The sequence below is a fragment of the Alteromonas sp. M12 genome (genome assembly GCF_037478005.1).
GTDB lineage: Bacteria > Pseudomonadota > Gammaproteobacteria > Enterobacterales > Alteromonadaceae > Aliiglaciecola > Aliiglaciecola lipolytica_A.
On sequence record NZ_CP144164.1, the window covers coordinates 4,208,080 to 4,222,319 of the forward strand.

Genomic DNA, 14,240 nt, shown 5'->3' on the forward strand with positions numbered 1-14,240 from the left:
TGTGCTTCGCCCTATGATTTCCAAGTCTGATTTTTAAGGTATGGTCCGAAACCATTCTCACCCAACCAATATGTCAATGTGTTCTGCACACCGTTACTGGTTAAGGTTGCCCCGGATAGTGCATCAACAGCGTAGTCGTTGCCAGATCCTGCATTTTTCTTAACCTGAATTGCCACATCACCATCTTTATACAGTTTTTTACCGTCCCACTTCGCTTTCCAGCTAGGGTTTTGTACTTCACCGCCTAATCCTGGTGTTTCTTTTTGTTGATAGTAGACCAATTCACGAACGGTGTTGCCATCAGCATCAATCGCAAGGAAACCATACATCAAATCCCACAATCCAGAACCATGAACAGGTAAAACGATTCGAGTGACTTGATTGGCTTCATTTTCAATCAAATAAACACTGGCGACGCTAGAGCGACGTTGGAAACCGACGTTGCTGTTTTCGACTTTAACACTGTACTTTTCTTCTTTAGCCGCTTTATACATATCGAAGTCTTCTTCAACTTCAACATATTTACCCGTTGCTAAATCAACATAACGTTCAGTAACAAACTTATTAAAAGTACAAGGAACGTCACATTCTGCTGTTGTTTCAAGTCCAGCAGCTTGAAGAATATTACTACGCTTATCATTGGCAGCGTTTGTTTGTTGCATTTCTCGCAAGCCTACGGCTGCGCCAGAAACAACAACTGAGCAGACTAGACATACAGCGACTACAACACCGATAGTTCTGCCTAAGGTTTCTTTTTTCTTATCCGACACGAGCAACCCTCCGCTTAATGTTACTTTGAGCCACGAAATAATCGAATAGTGGCGCCCATAAATTTGCAAATAATATGGCTAGCATCACACCCTCAGGGAATGCAGGGTTAAGTACACGAATCATCACTGTCATAAACCCGATTAAGAAACCATATGCCCATTTAGCTTTATTAGTGAAAGAAGCTGAAACTGGGTCTGTTGCCATAAAGAACATACCAAACGCTAATCCACCAGTTACCATATGCCAGTACCACGGCATCGCGAACATTGGGTTAGTGCTACTGTCTACAAAGTTCAATAGAGATGCAAAGAAAGCAACACCTAACAGAACACCCAGAACGATTCGCCATGAGGCAATGCGCATATAAATAATAAATAGACCACCAAGCATGATGGCTAGCGTCGATACTTCACCGACCGAACCTGGAATATTGCCGAAGAACGAGTTCCACCAAAGGTCCATGTTGGTATAGTCCATCTCGCCAGACGCAGCTTTGCTCAACCAAGTTGCGCCAGAATAACCGTCAGCTGCAACCCAAATTTGGTCGCCGGATATTTGCCCAGGATATGCAAAGTATAAGAAGGCTCGACCAGACAACGCTGGGTTTAAGAAGTTACGACCTGTACCACCAAAGACTTCTTTGGCAATAACAACACCGAAAGTAATACCTAAAGCAACTTGCCATAATGGAATCGTTGCCGGTAGGGTCAATGCAAACAACACTGAGGTAACAAAGAACCCTTCGTTTATTTCATGTTTACGCACAGAAGCGAATAACACTTCCCAGAATCCACCAACAATAAATACAGTGGCATAGATAGGAAGAAAGAAACACGCACCGTAGGACATCATGCCTAACCAGCCTGTACCTTCAACACCAATTTGCCCACCTAATGCGCTAAACAAATTCGCTTGCCAAATATCAGGCAAGGTGCCAGCACCAAGTAACAATGCTTCATGAGCTTGAGCACCAACGTTGTACATACCGTAAAACATAGCTGGAAAAGTAGCCATCCATACCATGATCATGATGCGTTTAAGATCTATGCTGTCACGTACGTGAGTAGATGCTTTGTTTACTTTACCTGGCGTGTAAAAAATAGTCGCTGCTGCTTCGTAAAGCGCATAAAACTTTTCATATTTACCACCGGCTTCGAAATTCGGTTCTATTTTTTCTAAATAGGCTTTTAATCCCATGACCTAACCCTCTTTCTCAATGGTGGTGAGACAGTCACGTAGAATAGGTCCGTAGTTGTATTTACCCGGACAAACATACGTACACAACGCCAAATCTTCTTCGTCAAGCTCCAAACAGCCCAGTGTTTGCGCACTGTCGGTATCACCAGAAATGATGTCACGAAGCAACAAAGTTGGTAAAATATCCAGCGGCATAATGCGCTCGTAATTACCAATAGGTACCATGGAACGGTCTGAGCCATTGGTAGACGTTGTCATATTAAATAGTTTTTTAGGTGATAAATGCGCTAGATAGGCACGAGTAACAGAATGCATGTCACTGCCTGGCGCTAACCAACCTAAGAATTTTTTCTCACGGCCTTCAGCTAATAATGAAATTTGCGTGTGATAACGGCCTAAGAAACCGTGAACGCCATGAGCATGCGTTCCCATAAGCACTGAACCTGAAATCACTCGAACATCATCACCCACTGTTTCACCAGCAGTTAACTGTTCAATGTCAGCACCAAGGATAGTATTCACCAAACGAGGATTTTTCGCCGCAGGGCCGCCTAAAGCAACCACGCGTTGGTTATTCAACTCACCAGAAGTAAACAAGGCACCAAATGCCATGACATCTTGATAGTTAATCGACCAAACGGTTTTACTTGCACCCACGGCATCCAAGAAATGGATATGAGTACCAGCTAAACCTGCAGGGTGTGGACCAGCAAACTCTTCTACTTCAACCGGAGTTGAACCAGTAGGAATATCAGCGCCAGGAGCCTTACAGACGAATACTGAGCCAGAGGTAAGTTGCTTCAATACCGCTAAACCGTTTTCAAAATCAGTTTTGCGTTGAGCAATTACTACTTGCGGATCGGCGGCCAATGGGTTGGTATCCATTGCGGTAACAAAAATTGATTTTGGCTCACTTCCCAGTGCAGGCACTTTACTGTATGGACGCGTTTTGAATGCAACCCACAAGCCTGACTTAACCAAATTCTCTTCAACTTTTTCACGTGCTACTGAACTCAATTGTCCAGCGTCATATTTGTCGAAGGTTTCTTGCTCGTCACCAGCTAATTCAATAACCACAGATTGCAAAACACGTTTTGCTCCACGATTAATTTCAACTACCTTGCCCGCTGCTGGCGCAGTAAAGAGAACACCAGGATTCTTTTTGTCTTCAAAAAGAGCCTGACCTTTCTTTACAACATCGTCTACCTGAACAAACATGGTAGGACGCATGCCAACATATTCTTCCCCCAAGACAGCCACGCGAGTGACGTTCGGGCCGTTTTGAATTGTTTGGTTAGGAGCCCCCTGAATAGGAAGGTCTAACCCTTGCTTGATTTTTATCATATGCAACCGCAGTCTTGTAAAAATAAAATTAAAGTGAAAGAAATATCAATTTTGAATTCTGGCTAAATAATGCGAAGAATGGTGACATCCGCAGTTTCGCTTGAAAACTCAAAGGTGATCTTACTTATCAACTATTTTTGTCTTTTGTTGAGTGTGAATCCTTAACCAGGTGAACACAGAAATAAAATCCGTATTGGTCCACACCTCGCAAGAGAATGATTGAGCAATTGAGTCACTTATGAACTAATCAAAGAAACTCATGTCAGTAAACTCTGGAATTTTAGCATTATTCCAGCTGTTTACGCTACGCTATTTACGGCTAAATAAGGATTTTCCGCATAATATTTAGGGATTTTCTAAATATAGTGCAAATTATGCACAGCACTCACCTTTTTAACAAGTAACTAAATTGTTAAAAAACCCTAATGCGCGAGCGACAATTAGGGTTTTGAATAACATTAGAAATAGTTCTAAAGGCTATCTACCATTCTACTAATGGATTGATATCCTGTTCGTAATCGACACCGTCAATATCAAAACCAAACAATTTCAAGAACTCGTGGTGATAACCTGCGTAATCACTTAGTTCATGGAAGTTATCTTGTGTGACTTTATCCCACAAACCTTTGATAACAGCCTGAGTAGCTTCGTTGGTTTCTTTGCCATCCATACGAAGTCGATTGGCTTCGTCAGTTTCAGGAGAATCTACCAGCAGTTTTTGTTGGAATAAACCAGTGATTTGTTCAATACAACCTTCATGGGTTCCTTCTTGTTTCATGACTTTGTAAATTAACGATATATACAAAGGCATTACTGGAATCGCTGAACTTGCTTGAGTAACCAATGCTTTCAAAGAAGAGACATAAGCCGAAACATTTTTGTCGCTATGCTGCTTAATAATTTCACTCGCGGCACGATCAAGATCTTCTTTAGCTTTACCGATAGTCGCTTGACCATATATTGGCCAAGTTAACTCTTTACCTATATAGGTATAGGCTGTTGTTTTGCAGTTATCCGCCAACAAATCAGCATCAGCTAGAGCGTTCAACCATAGCTCCCAATCTTCACCACCCATGACTTTAATGGTATTGGCAATCTCTTCCTCATTGGCCGCTTCTAATTCAATTTCGTGGATCAAATCTTTGTCGGTGTCATAGGTTTTGGTTTTATAGTTTTGTCCAACAGGCTTAAGAGTAGACTTATACACTTCACCAGTTTCTGGGTCGGTTCTGCGAGGAGAAGCCAAACTATAAATAACCAAATCAACCTTACCTATGTCGGCTTTAAGAGTTTCAATCACTTGTTGTTTGATTTCATTGGAAAATGCATCACCGTTTATGGTTTTTGCATAAATACCAGCGTCTTTTGCTTGCTGATGAAATGCAGCAGTATTGTACCAGCCGGCCGTCGCCGTTTTTCTTTCCGAAGGTGGCTTTTCAAAACAAACACCAAGGGTTTTTGCCCCATAACCAAAAGTAGATACGATTCGAGACGCAAGGCCGTAACCTGTTGAGCACCCCAAAACTAAAACGTTTTTGGGACCATCTCCTAAATCTCCCTGACTTTTAACATACTCGATTTGTTCTTCAACACTTGCAGCGCAACCTACTGGGTGGGCGTTAGTGCAGATAAAGCCACGTACCTTGGGCTTAATTACCATAGTCTATTTTCCTCAAAAATTTTACCGAACATTTTAAACAGCCAGTCATCTATTAAAACCGCATTATAAAAAAAATTTTCAATAGGTTTCAGAATAGCTTTTACACTATAAAGGCTTATTGTAATAGCCATTGCAACAACAACAAATCTGAACAGCTAGTTTATTTTTTTTGTTGTCGATTAATATAGTATTCCATCTCAGAAATTTGGTGATACTTAGATACGCCTTCTTGGAACTTTTGATAAGACGCGTAAATTTTAGCAAACGTAGGATCCGCAGCGGATTGTTCTTGCATGACTTCAATACTAGCAGCATGTAAAGCAGCAATAACATCTTTAGGAAGAGGGCGCATGTCAACACCATGGGTTTCAACAAGCGCTTGAACGGCATCATTATTAGCCGCGGTATACTCATCCCACATGTCTTGATTCACAGCTCTTGTAGCCACCTCGATAATGGCCTGTAAATCATCAGGCAAAGCTTCATAGGCACTTTTATTAACAATGAACTCTAAACTAGCGCCAGGTTCATGCCAGCCAGAGTGATAATAATATTTCGCGGCTTTGTATAAACCAAAAGATAAATCGTTGTAAGGCCCAACCCATTCAGTTGCGTCAATGGCACCAGATTGCAATGAAGTGAATAATTCCCCTCCAGTTAACGCCACAGGGATACCACCCAATTTTTTAAGAACTTCAGCTCCCAGCCCTGGAATCCGCATTTTTAAGCCTTGCAAATCTTCAACGCTATTAATTTCTTTTTTAAACCAACCCGCAGTTTGTACGCCGGTATTGCCACCTGCAAAGGGGATTAAATTAAATGGGGCATATAATTCACGCCACATTTCTATGCCGCCACCGTAGTGCAGCCAAGCATTAAACTCAGTGGCATTCATGCCAAACGGAATAGCGGTAAATATTTGTGCCGCTGGGGCTTTCCCCTTCCAATAATATGATCCTGAATGGCCCATTTCAGCGGCACCACTAGAAACAGTATCAAAGACTTCAAATCCAGGGACCATTTGACCTGCGCCAAACACTTTAATTTTTAAGCGGCCGTTAGACATGCGCTCTACTTGTTTAGCAAATGTCTCTGGGGCTCTTCCTAAACCTGGAAAGTTCTTCGGCCACGAAGTAACCAGTTTCCACTGATAGGTTTGTTGCGATTCAGTGGCATTAGAATCGGACGATGACTTGCCACCACAGGAAGCAAGAAGAGCAATCGAAAAAAATAAAGATACAAACTTAAAGGTTTTCATTTAATTGAATCCATAGGGGTCACAAAATCGAAGGCAGCCACGTTACCAGATCCGGCCAAATAGCCAAGCCTATTAATAATAGTAATTGAATAATTATAAAGGGTATCACGCCTTTGTATATTTGAGTGGTCTGAACATTTGCTGGCGCTACACCTCGCAAGTAAAACAGAGCAAATCCGAAAGGCGGTGTCAGAAACGAAGTTTGCAAATTGACGGCAATCATAATACCGAGCCAGATTGGATCTACCCCCATAGCCAGTAGAACCGGCGCGACTATTGGCACTACAACAAAAGTAATTTCAATAAAATCAAGAATAAATCCGAGTAAAAAGATAACAACCATGACCAGTAAAACCGCACTAAAAGCACCACCGGGAAGCTGTTCAAAGAAGTGTTCAATCAACTCTTCACCACCAAAGCCGCGGAAAACCAATGAAAATATCGAAGCACCAATAAGAATCAAAAAGACCATCGCAGTGACACGAGTAGTACCCAACATCACTTCTTTCAATTTTTCTAAACTAAACTGTTTCTTGGCCAAACCCAGTACCAGAGCTCCAGCAGCTCCAACCCCAGCAGCTTCAGTGGGTGTTGCGAAGCCACCTAAAATAGACCCTAGCACCACAAATATTAAGATCAAAGGTGGCAATAAAGCGCCTGCAAGACTGACCTCAGCTTGTGTTTCTCGTTGTTCGTTTCGGACCGTTTTATCGATGTGTCTATTGGCAAACACCACCACGTATAGCAGGTACATCGCCACTAAAATCATACCGGGTACTAAGGCTCCAACAAACAAATCCCCTACCGATACAGACTCAGGTGAAAATATCCCCATATTAAGCTGTGCCTGTTGAAACGCACTAGATAACACATCACCTAACAAAACCAGCGCGATGGAAGGCGGTATAATCTGCCCTAATGTGCCTGTGGCACAAATTGCTCCGGTGGCAAATGAAGGTGAATATCCTTGTTTCAACATTGTCGGTAGTGACAACAGGCCCATAGTGACCACTGTTGCGCCTACAATACCGGTGCTCGCGGCCAGTAACATACCAACCAACACCACTGAAATTGCCAAACCGGAGTTCAACCGTCCAAATACTTGACCCATGGCAATTAATAAATTCTCAGCGACTTTGGATTTTTCTAACATGATCCCCATAAAAACAAACAGGGGCACGGCGATTAAAGTTTGATTTGTCACTATGCCATAAAGTCGGCTAGGTACAGCTTGTAAATAAGCGGTATCAAAAACACCAAATAATGCACCCACACCCGCAAAAATTAAAGCGGTTCCAGCTAACGTATATGCCACTGGATAACCCAGTAATAACGTGCAACAAACAACTAAGAACATGATCAGAGAGAGGTATTCCATTATTTATCCTCAGTAATCACGTTTTTAGGGTGATTTAAACAAACGCTGATATTGCGAATTAATTCTGAAATTCCCTGCAAAACCATGAGCGCGGCAAATAAAAGTATGAAGGTTTTGAGCAGAAACACCGCTGGTAAGCCACCAGCTGCTTGTGAGTCTTCCATAATATTCCAAGAAGATGCCACGTAATCCCAACAAATAATAAAAATAAATAAGTTAACCGGCAACATAAAAAATAATGTACCAAAAGTATCTATTTTAGCTTTTTTAACAGTATCGAATCGACTGTAAAATATGTCGACTCTGACGTGCTCATTAACCCGCAACGTATGGGCACTACCTAACAAAAACACACAAGCGTGCAAATACATTACAGATTCTTGCATCGCAATCCAGCCAATATCGAAGCCATACCTTAATATCACGATAAGCAATGTGATTAACGCCATAAACAAAGTAAACCAGCTAACTAATTTGCATATATTATCGTTAATAACGTCAATGGTCCGCGATAGCGAAGCGGCGTTAAACATTCCCATATACCTGTCTTATTATTCTATTTGTACGATATTAAACGTTTTTTTAGCAAATAACGCTAGGGCACAAGGACAAAGATTGCTATATTTTGGCTATATAATAGATTCGGTTTTTCACTCCAAGTTACGCACAGGGTAGTTTTATTTCCTGCGCCCCAGTGAAAACAAAATGGGAATTTGGTGTAAATCCAAAACTGTACCCGCAACTGTAATTAATTGGCATTCTTGCCGATTGAGAGTCAGATACCAGCCTAATCTTTACTTATACCTTTTTTCTAGCGTGCGGGAATACACGATCGACTTGCATAATCATTTCGTTGCGATTTCCCTAAATACCAATAATTTTAAACATCGAATAGGTTGCTACATCGCTTAACATCCCTTCGATAAAACAAAATGGGAAAGACTGTCACACCAATGCTCAAACTAAATAAGCTCAATTACTATATTGCTGATACGCAAATATTATCTGATATTGGGTTTCAGGTAGAAGAGGGAGCGCTAATTGCTGTGGTAGGGCCAAACGGTGCGGGTAAAACCACATTACTAAAATTAATTTCTGGTCAATATCCTTCTGAGCAACAGGTATTTTGGCACTCAAAAGCGCTCGAAAACCTTTCCGCAATTACCCGAGCTAAACAAATAGCAGTAGTGAATCAATTCAATGCTAGTGTTTTCAACCTAAACCTTGAACAAATAGTTAGTATGGGCTTACTTCCTCATCAATCTATATTTTCCAAGGTATCTTCAGAACAAAAAGCAAGAGTTACTGAAGCAATCGCACAGGTTGGTTTAAGGGAAAAAAGTCATCAACTATTTAGTTCGTTGTCGGGGGGAGAACAACAGCGAGGGCAAATTGCCAGAGCGTTAGTTCAAGGTGCGGGACTGTTTGTGTTAGATGAGCCGATAAACCACTTAGATGTGTATTATGAACATCAAATATTATCCTTATTGCGCAAAATAGCGAAACAAAACAAAGTCACTATAGTCATGAGCCTGCATGACTTAAATCACGCGGCCGATTACTGTGACAAAATCGCGCTTTTAGCTCAAGGTCAGTTATTAGCCTTTGGCTATCCTAAAGATGTGTTGACCCAACAGCGATTGCAGCAGGTTTTCAAAACCCCCTGTCAAATTATTGAAAAGCCAGGTGCGAATAAAATAAGAATCGAGTTTTATCCTCCTGATATTGATTTTGACGATTATGAGAAGAATAGAGGCTCAGTCGATGTCTAAGAGTAAATGGGGGATTCTTACCAGCCTCAGCTTACTGAGTATTTTCTGTGGATTGTTTTTTGGCGCAGCAGACCTTGATGTGCTCACCGTATTTCAATGTGTGCTAAATAATTGCCCAGCTAAGGTTGATGACGTTATATTTTGGCAAGTTCGACTACCTCGCGTGCTTGTTGGTTTTTTAGTTGGAGCAGGTTTAGCTGTCGCCGGGGCAACATTACAAAATGTCTATCGCAATCCATTGGCGGATCCCTATTTATTCGGAGTGGTTTCAGGAGCGGGGTTAGGAGCAAGTATTGCAACCCTACTATTCAATGGTAGCTTAGCTTCATACTCTTCAACTTTTGCTTTTCTAGCGCAAATCCCCTTTACTTATGCATTGCCTTTAGCTGCCTTTTTAGGGGCTTTTCTAGCTGTCACTATTGTTCAGATACTATCCCGTAAATTATTTGGAAATCGCACCGAGCATCTACTCTTAGCCGGTGTGGCCGTTTCGTTTATGCTAAGCGCTTTAAGTCATTTTTTATTATTCATGGCTGAGCCCTTTGCTGCCAATAAAGTCATTTTTTGGTTACTCGGAAGTTTAGCCAATGCACAAATGTGGTTCGTGTGGATTATGCTCCCCATCGTCACTATTAGTGTTGTTTTATTGTGGCTTTTCGGTCGTCACATAGACGCAATGTTGTTAGGTGATGAAAATGCGCAAACATTAGGAATTAAAGTAGACTCATTGCGTCTAATGGTTTTAGTCATTTGCGCAGCACTCACCTCATGCATAGTGGCCTATTGCGGCGGAATTGGTTTTGTTGGATTAATGATCCCGCATATTGTCCGAGGTTGGTTTGGGGTAACTAGCCGAAATTTAATAATTGGCTGTGTACTAGTTGGCGGTAGTTTTTTAATTTGGGTCGATGTTGTCGCCAGAGTGATAGTCGACAACCAAGAAATCCCCATTGGGATTATCACCTCCGCAATTGGCAGCCTATTTTTCTTATTTGCCCTACAAAAAAACCGAGGACGTTAAAGTTGTCTTTTCAAATCATCAAAGTCAGGTTTATTTATGGGCTCTTTGCCTTAGCCTGCGCCCTACTCTCTACTTCGATTTGTTTAGCGTCGCAAGGTACTGAGCAGTCATTACAAACGGATAAACAAAATTTAAAAATAATAGCCTTGGCACCACATATTGTAGAGCTGCTATTTGACATAGGTGCTGGCAAGCAAATAATAGCTACTGGTTCATATGCCGACTATCCAGAGCAAGCTAAAACACTGCCCAGAGTGGGAGATCATAGTCGTTTGCAAATCGAAAAAATATTGAAGTTGAAAGCCGATATCGTGATTGCTTGGAGAAGTGGAAACCCACTGGAAGATTTAGCCAGACTAGAACAGTTTGGGATTCCCGTTATTTATTCTGACCCCAAACAATTAGAAGATGTCGCTAAAGAACTCCTCATGTTTGGCGAAGTGACGGGTAGACAAACGGTAGCCCGGTTGCGAGCCGACACCTATGTAATGGGCTTGAAAAAATTGCGCGAGCAATATGCCAATCAAATTCCAATTTCAGTCTTTTTCGAAATATGGTCAGCGCCACTACAAACCATTGCGGGAAATGCATGGCCACAGCAACACTTAAATATTTGCGGCGCACAAAACATCTTTGCTGATTTATCGAATGACTACCCTTCCGTGTCGCTAGAGCAAGTAATTAGTAAAATGCCGCAGGTTATTATTCAACCTAAAGCAAATAAACAATTAGCAAGTAGACTTTATGATTGGCAGAAATTCGATTTTTTGCCGGCGGTAAAAAACGATTTTGTATTTCGCCCTGATGCAGACAGGCTATACCGAATGACGACACGAGTATTGGATGAAGTTCAGGTTATCTGTGAGCAGATTCAACTGGCTAGGAGATACTATCAACAGCAGCAAAGCTGAAGTAATCCATAATTTTAGAAAATGGAGCGCTCCTATAATTAAGAGACACTCCTTAAGTTATCTCAGATTAAGATGCCGCTTGTTTCGAGCCGCCTAAACAATTAGGTGAATCTGGGGAGTTACCGTACAAACTCTGCCACTCTTCACCAGTGTAAGTATGTAACGCCAAAGCGTGTATTTGCTCCGCAAGCTCTTCTTTGAGGACTGCGTTTACCGCTCTGTGGCGATTAATTAAACGCTTACCAGCAAATTCAGGCGTGACCAAAACCACTTTAAAGTGGGTTTCAGCGCCATTAGGTACATTGTGCATAAAGCTTTCGTTGATAACCTCCAAATGTGCTGGATTGAAATGCGACAGCAACTTCTTTTCAATATTATTTTGGATATTCATGATGTGGTCCCTCTGTGTCTCTAACTATAAATTTAGCCTGTTCGGGAAAAATTAAAAAACTATTTTTTCATGTTTTCGACTAAGTGATTGAGTCTGATAGATATAATTTCCGGTCGATGACTCGGCTATTCTTATAACGACTAAATTTGTTGAAATATCTTGCGAAATGTCAGATTTATGCGTCCTGCCATTAATTGACTGCGTTTAGGAAGGCTATGTTGCCAAAATTGTTGGGTATTTCCAGCCATTATTAACAAACTGCCATTGTGCAGTGGAAATCTCACTTTCTGACCGCTTTGCATATGTTTAAAATCGAAATCACGAGTTTGACCTAAAGTTAATGAGGCAATAATCGGTTGTCTACCTAGTTCTATTTCGTTATCGGCATGCCAACCCATGCTGTCTTGCCCGTTGCGATACCAATTTGCCAAAACAGAATTGAAATGGGTTTCACAAACTTGCTCTAAAGTCTTTTTAAGCTGTTGCAATTCGCTGACCCAAGGATTAGGTTGCATACTCAAACCTGAATACTGATAAGTAGCCTCTTGATCTCCGTACCATGCCTGTAAACGCGGAATCGCCACCGTTCGTCCATAGATTTGAATTGAATCTTGTTGCCAAGCTAATTTAGTCTGTAATTTCTGATACAATTCAGTGGCAGTGTCCTGCTCCAAAAAATCTGCCTGATAATGCACATCTGCATCTTTCATCGGCATTTGAGTAAGGCCTGCTTGGTGGGATGAAAATAAATCCTGTTGCATATAACTCACGTGAATCCTGCTGAAATGAACACTAGCTTTAACTTTTTAGGAAAGTCCCTGCAATTATACCGCTATCCAAAGCGATTTACTCACCCTAGTTGGCAAGCATGGGATGCCGCAGACGAATTGATCCTCGATCATATTCAACAAAACCAAGACAATATCGATCAAACCAATATTGTTATCCTGAATGATGATTTTGGCGCGCTAAGCTGCTGGTTGCACGACGCCAACATTCACCATGTGAGTGATTCTCTAGTTTCCCAGATGGCATGTAAACAAAATATTAGTCTAAATAACTTAGACAATACCCAGATCACCTATATTGATAGTTTAGCGCAAATGCCGCAACAGCCAGACTGGGTAATCATCAAAATACCCAAAACGCTAGCGCTGCTAGAACATCAGTTAATTCAGTTACAAAGCGTGGTTTCAGCAAAAACTAAAATAGTGGCTGCAGCTAAAGCTAAGATGATACAAAAATCGACCTTATCACTGTTTGAAAAGTACCTCGGAAAAACTCATACATCCTTAGCGAAGAAAAAGGCTCGCTTAGTCTTTTGTGAACCTAATCTTGGATTAGAGCAAAAGCCGTCACCCTATCCTACTGTTTGGAAAATGGACCAAGAACCTTTTACCATTAACAATCATGCAAATGTGTTTGCTCGTCAACAAATTGATATTGGCGCTCGTTTATTAATTGATAATTTACCGGATTGTACAGCTAAAACCGTAGTTGATTTGGGTTGTGGAAACGGCGTTTTAGGCTTATGCATATTAAAACGATATGACAATGCAGAAGTCATTTTTATAGATGAATCATACATGGCTGTCGCATCAGCTAAACTCAATGTGCAAAATAACTTGCCGACACAGATGCACCGAGCACGTTTTATCGTTAGCAACTGCCTTGAACAATTGGAAAATCAAACACAAATTGATATGGTAATTTGTAATCCACCGTTTCATCAACTGAATACCATCACTGATCACATTGCGACCCAAATGTTTGAAGATGCGCACTTAAAACTCAAAAAGGGTGGTGAGTTACGGATAATCGGCAATAGGCATTTAGAATATCCGCAAAAATTAAAGCGCTTATTTGGTGGTTATAATGTTATTTCAAGTGACAAAAAATTTAGTATTTTATCTTCGTTGAAGTAGAGAGTAATTATCATGAAAAACTGTTTGTTAACGCTGACATTCATCTTAGTCACGTTTTTATCCCACGCAAAACCCAAAGACGATGGTTCACAAATTCAACCTGATAATTATTACCCAAGAGTGATGATGCATACGACCATGGGCGACTTTGTCGTTGAGCTTGATAGATCTAGAGCCCCCATCACAGTGAACAATTTTTTACGCTACGTGGATAAGCGCAGCTTTGAAGGGACTATCTTTCACAGAGTCATCGCCGACTTTGTTGTGCAAGGTGGAGGTTATGATAAAGACTTCAAAGATTTGTCCAAGTTTCCGGATATTTACAACGAAGCTGGAAACGGTCTAAAAAATCAAACCTATACCATAGCTATGGCGCGTTCGAATGATCCTCACTCGGCAAATCGTCAATTTTATTTTAATCTCAGTGACAATGAGAGCTTAGATCCTGGTAGGAAGTGGGGGTATGCCGTATTTGGTTATGTCACTGAAGGCACAGATATTTTAGATGCTATTTCTCAGGTAGAAACCCAATATGACGCCATTATAGGTTGGGCCGATGTACCAATAGAACCGGTAATATTAAACAAAGTGACAATTTTACCACCACTGTAG

General features: G+C 41.2%; 14 protein-coding genes and 1 riboswitch. Of the genes, 5 read left to right on the top strand and 9 right to left on the bottom strand.

Translation table 11 applies throughout. The features are described from left to right. Positions 1-11 precede the first annotated feature (11 nt). The 7 genes from VUI23_RS18055 to VUI23_RS18085 all read right to left on the bottom strand — a co-directional run bounded on the left by VUI23_RS18055 (position 12) and on the right by VUI23_RS18085 (position 8,147). Positions 12-770, bottom strand: a complete 759-nt coding sequence (locus VUI23_RS18055; protein ID WP_216048955.1) for a Na(+)-translocating NADH-quinone reductase subunit C — start codon at positions 768-770, stop codon at positions 12-14. Next, the gene (locus tag VUI23_RS18060) at positions 760-1,968 is read right to left on the bottom strand and encodes an NADH:ubiquinone reductase (Na(+)-transporting) subunit B (protein ID WP_216048956.1); all 1,209 of its coding nucleotides are present in this window, start codon (positions 1,966-1,968) and stop codon (positions 760-762) included. Before VUI23_RS18060 ends, VUI23_RS18055 begins: the two co-directional genes overlap by 11 nt. Before the next feature lie 3 nt (positions 1,969-1,971). Further along, positions 1,972-3,312: a Na(+)-translocating NADH-quinone reductase subunit A gene (locus VUI23_RS18065; protein WP_216048957.1), complete on the bottom strand. Its 1,341-nt coding sequence runs from the start codon at positions 3,310-3,312 to the stop codon at positions 1,972-1,974. 481 nt (positions 3,313-3,793) lie between these two features. After that, positions 3,794-4,972 carry an enoyl-ACP reductase FabV gene (gene fabV / locus VUI23_RS18070; RefSeq protein WP_216048958.1) on the bottom strand — a complete coding sequence of 393 codons (1,179 nt, stop codon included), beginning with the start codon at positions 4,970-4,972 and terminating at the stop codon, positions 3,794-3,796. A gap of 160 nt (positions 4,973-5,132) precedes the next feature. Then, positions 5,133-6,230, bottom strand: a complete 1,098-nt coding sequence (locus VUI23_RS18075) for a TRAP transporter substrate-binding protein (RefSeq protein WP_216048959.1) — start codon at positions 6,228-6,230, stop codon at positions 5,133-5,135. 19 nt (positions 6,231-6,249) lie between these two features. Next, positions 6,250-7,608 (bottom strand): TRAP transporter large permease subunit, encoded by a 1,359-nt coding sequence (locus VUI23_RS18080; protein ID WP_342805270.1) that lies wholly within the window; start codon positions 7,606-7,608, stop codon positions 6,250-6,252. Beyond that, on the bottom strand, positions 7,608-8,147 hold the full coding sequence (locus VUI23_RS18085; protein ID WP_342805271.1) for a TRAP transporter small permease subunit: 540 nt from the start codon (positions 8,145-8,147) through the stop codon (positions 7,608-7,610). Before VUI23_RS18085 ends, VUI23_RS18080 begins: the two co-directional genes overlap by 1 nt. A 113-nt stretch (positions 8,148-8,260) precedes the next feature. Continuing rightward, a riboswitch (cobalamin riboswitch) is annotated at positions 8,261-8,414 on the top strand. A 147-nt stretch (positions 8,415-8,561) separates the two neighbouring features. Here VUI23_RS18085 and VUI23_RS18090 point away from each other — a divergent pair. Genes VUI23_RS18090 through VUI23_RS18100 form a run of 3 tightly spaced genes read left to right on the top strand, consistent with a single transcriptional unit; the run spans position 8,562 to position 11,312 of the window. Next, a complete protein-coding gene (locus VUI23_RS18090; RefSeq protein WP_342805273.1) occupies positions 8,562-9,380 on the top strand; it encodes an ABC transporter ATP-binding protein in 819 nt (272 codons plus the stop codon). Then, the gene (locus VUI23_RS18095; RefSeq protein ID WP_303499165.1) at positions 9,373-10,401 is read left to right on the top strand and encodes an iron ABC transporter permease; all 1,029 of its coding nucleotides are present in this window, start codon (positions 9,373-9,375) and stop codon (positions 10,399-10,401) included. Before VUI23_RS18090 ends, VUI23_RS18095 begins: the two co-directional genes overlap by 8 nt. Positions 10,402-10,403: 2 nt before the next feature. Continuing rightward, the gene (locus tag VUI23_RS18100; RefSeq protein ID WP_342805274.1) at positions 10,404-11,312 is read left to right on the top strand and encodes a cobalamin-binding protein; all 909 of its coding nucleotides are present in this window, start codon (positions 10,404-10,406) and stop codon (positions 11,310-11,312) included. A 67-nt stretch (positions 11,313-11,379) separates the two neighbouring features. Here the strand turns inward: VUI23_RS18100 and VUI23_RS18105 are convergent, their stop codons facing one another. Then, on the bottom strand, positions 11,380-11,703 hold the full coding sequence (locus VUI23_RS18105) for a BolA/IbaG family iron-sulfur metabolism protein (RefSeq protein ID WP_216048962.1): 324 nt from the start codon (positions 11,701-11,703) through the stop codon (positions 11,380-11,382). 140 nt (positions 11,704-11,843) lie between these two features. Next, positions 11,844-12,464 (bottom strand): alpha-ketoglutarate-dependent dioxygenase AlkB, encoded by a 621-nt coding sequence (locus tag VUI23_RS18110; RefSeq protein ID WP_342808318.1) that lies wholly within the window; start codon positions 12,462-12,464, stop codon positions 11,844-11,846. Between the two features lie 24 nt (positions 12,465-12,488). Here VUI23_RS18110 and VUI23_RS18115 point away from each other — a divergent pair, with 24 nt between their 5' ends. Next, positions 12,489-13,628 (top strand): methyltransferase, encoded by a 1,140-nt coding sequence (locus tag VUI23_RS18115; RefSeq protein WP_342805276.1) that lies wholly within the window; start codon positions 12,489-12,491, stop codon positions 13,626-13,628. Between the two features lie 12 nt (positions 13,629-13,640). Continuing rightward, entirely contained in the window at positions 13,641-14,240 is a 600-nt protein-coding gene (locus VUI23_RS18120) for a peptidylprolyl isomerase (RefSeq protein WP_216048964.1), read from the top strand.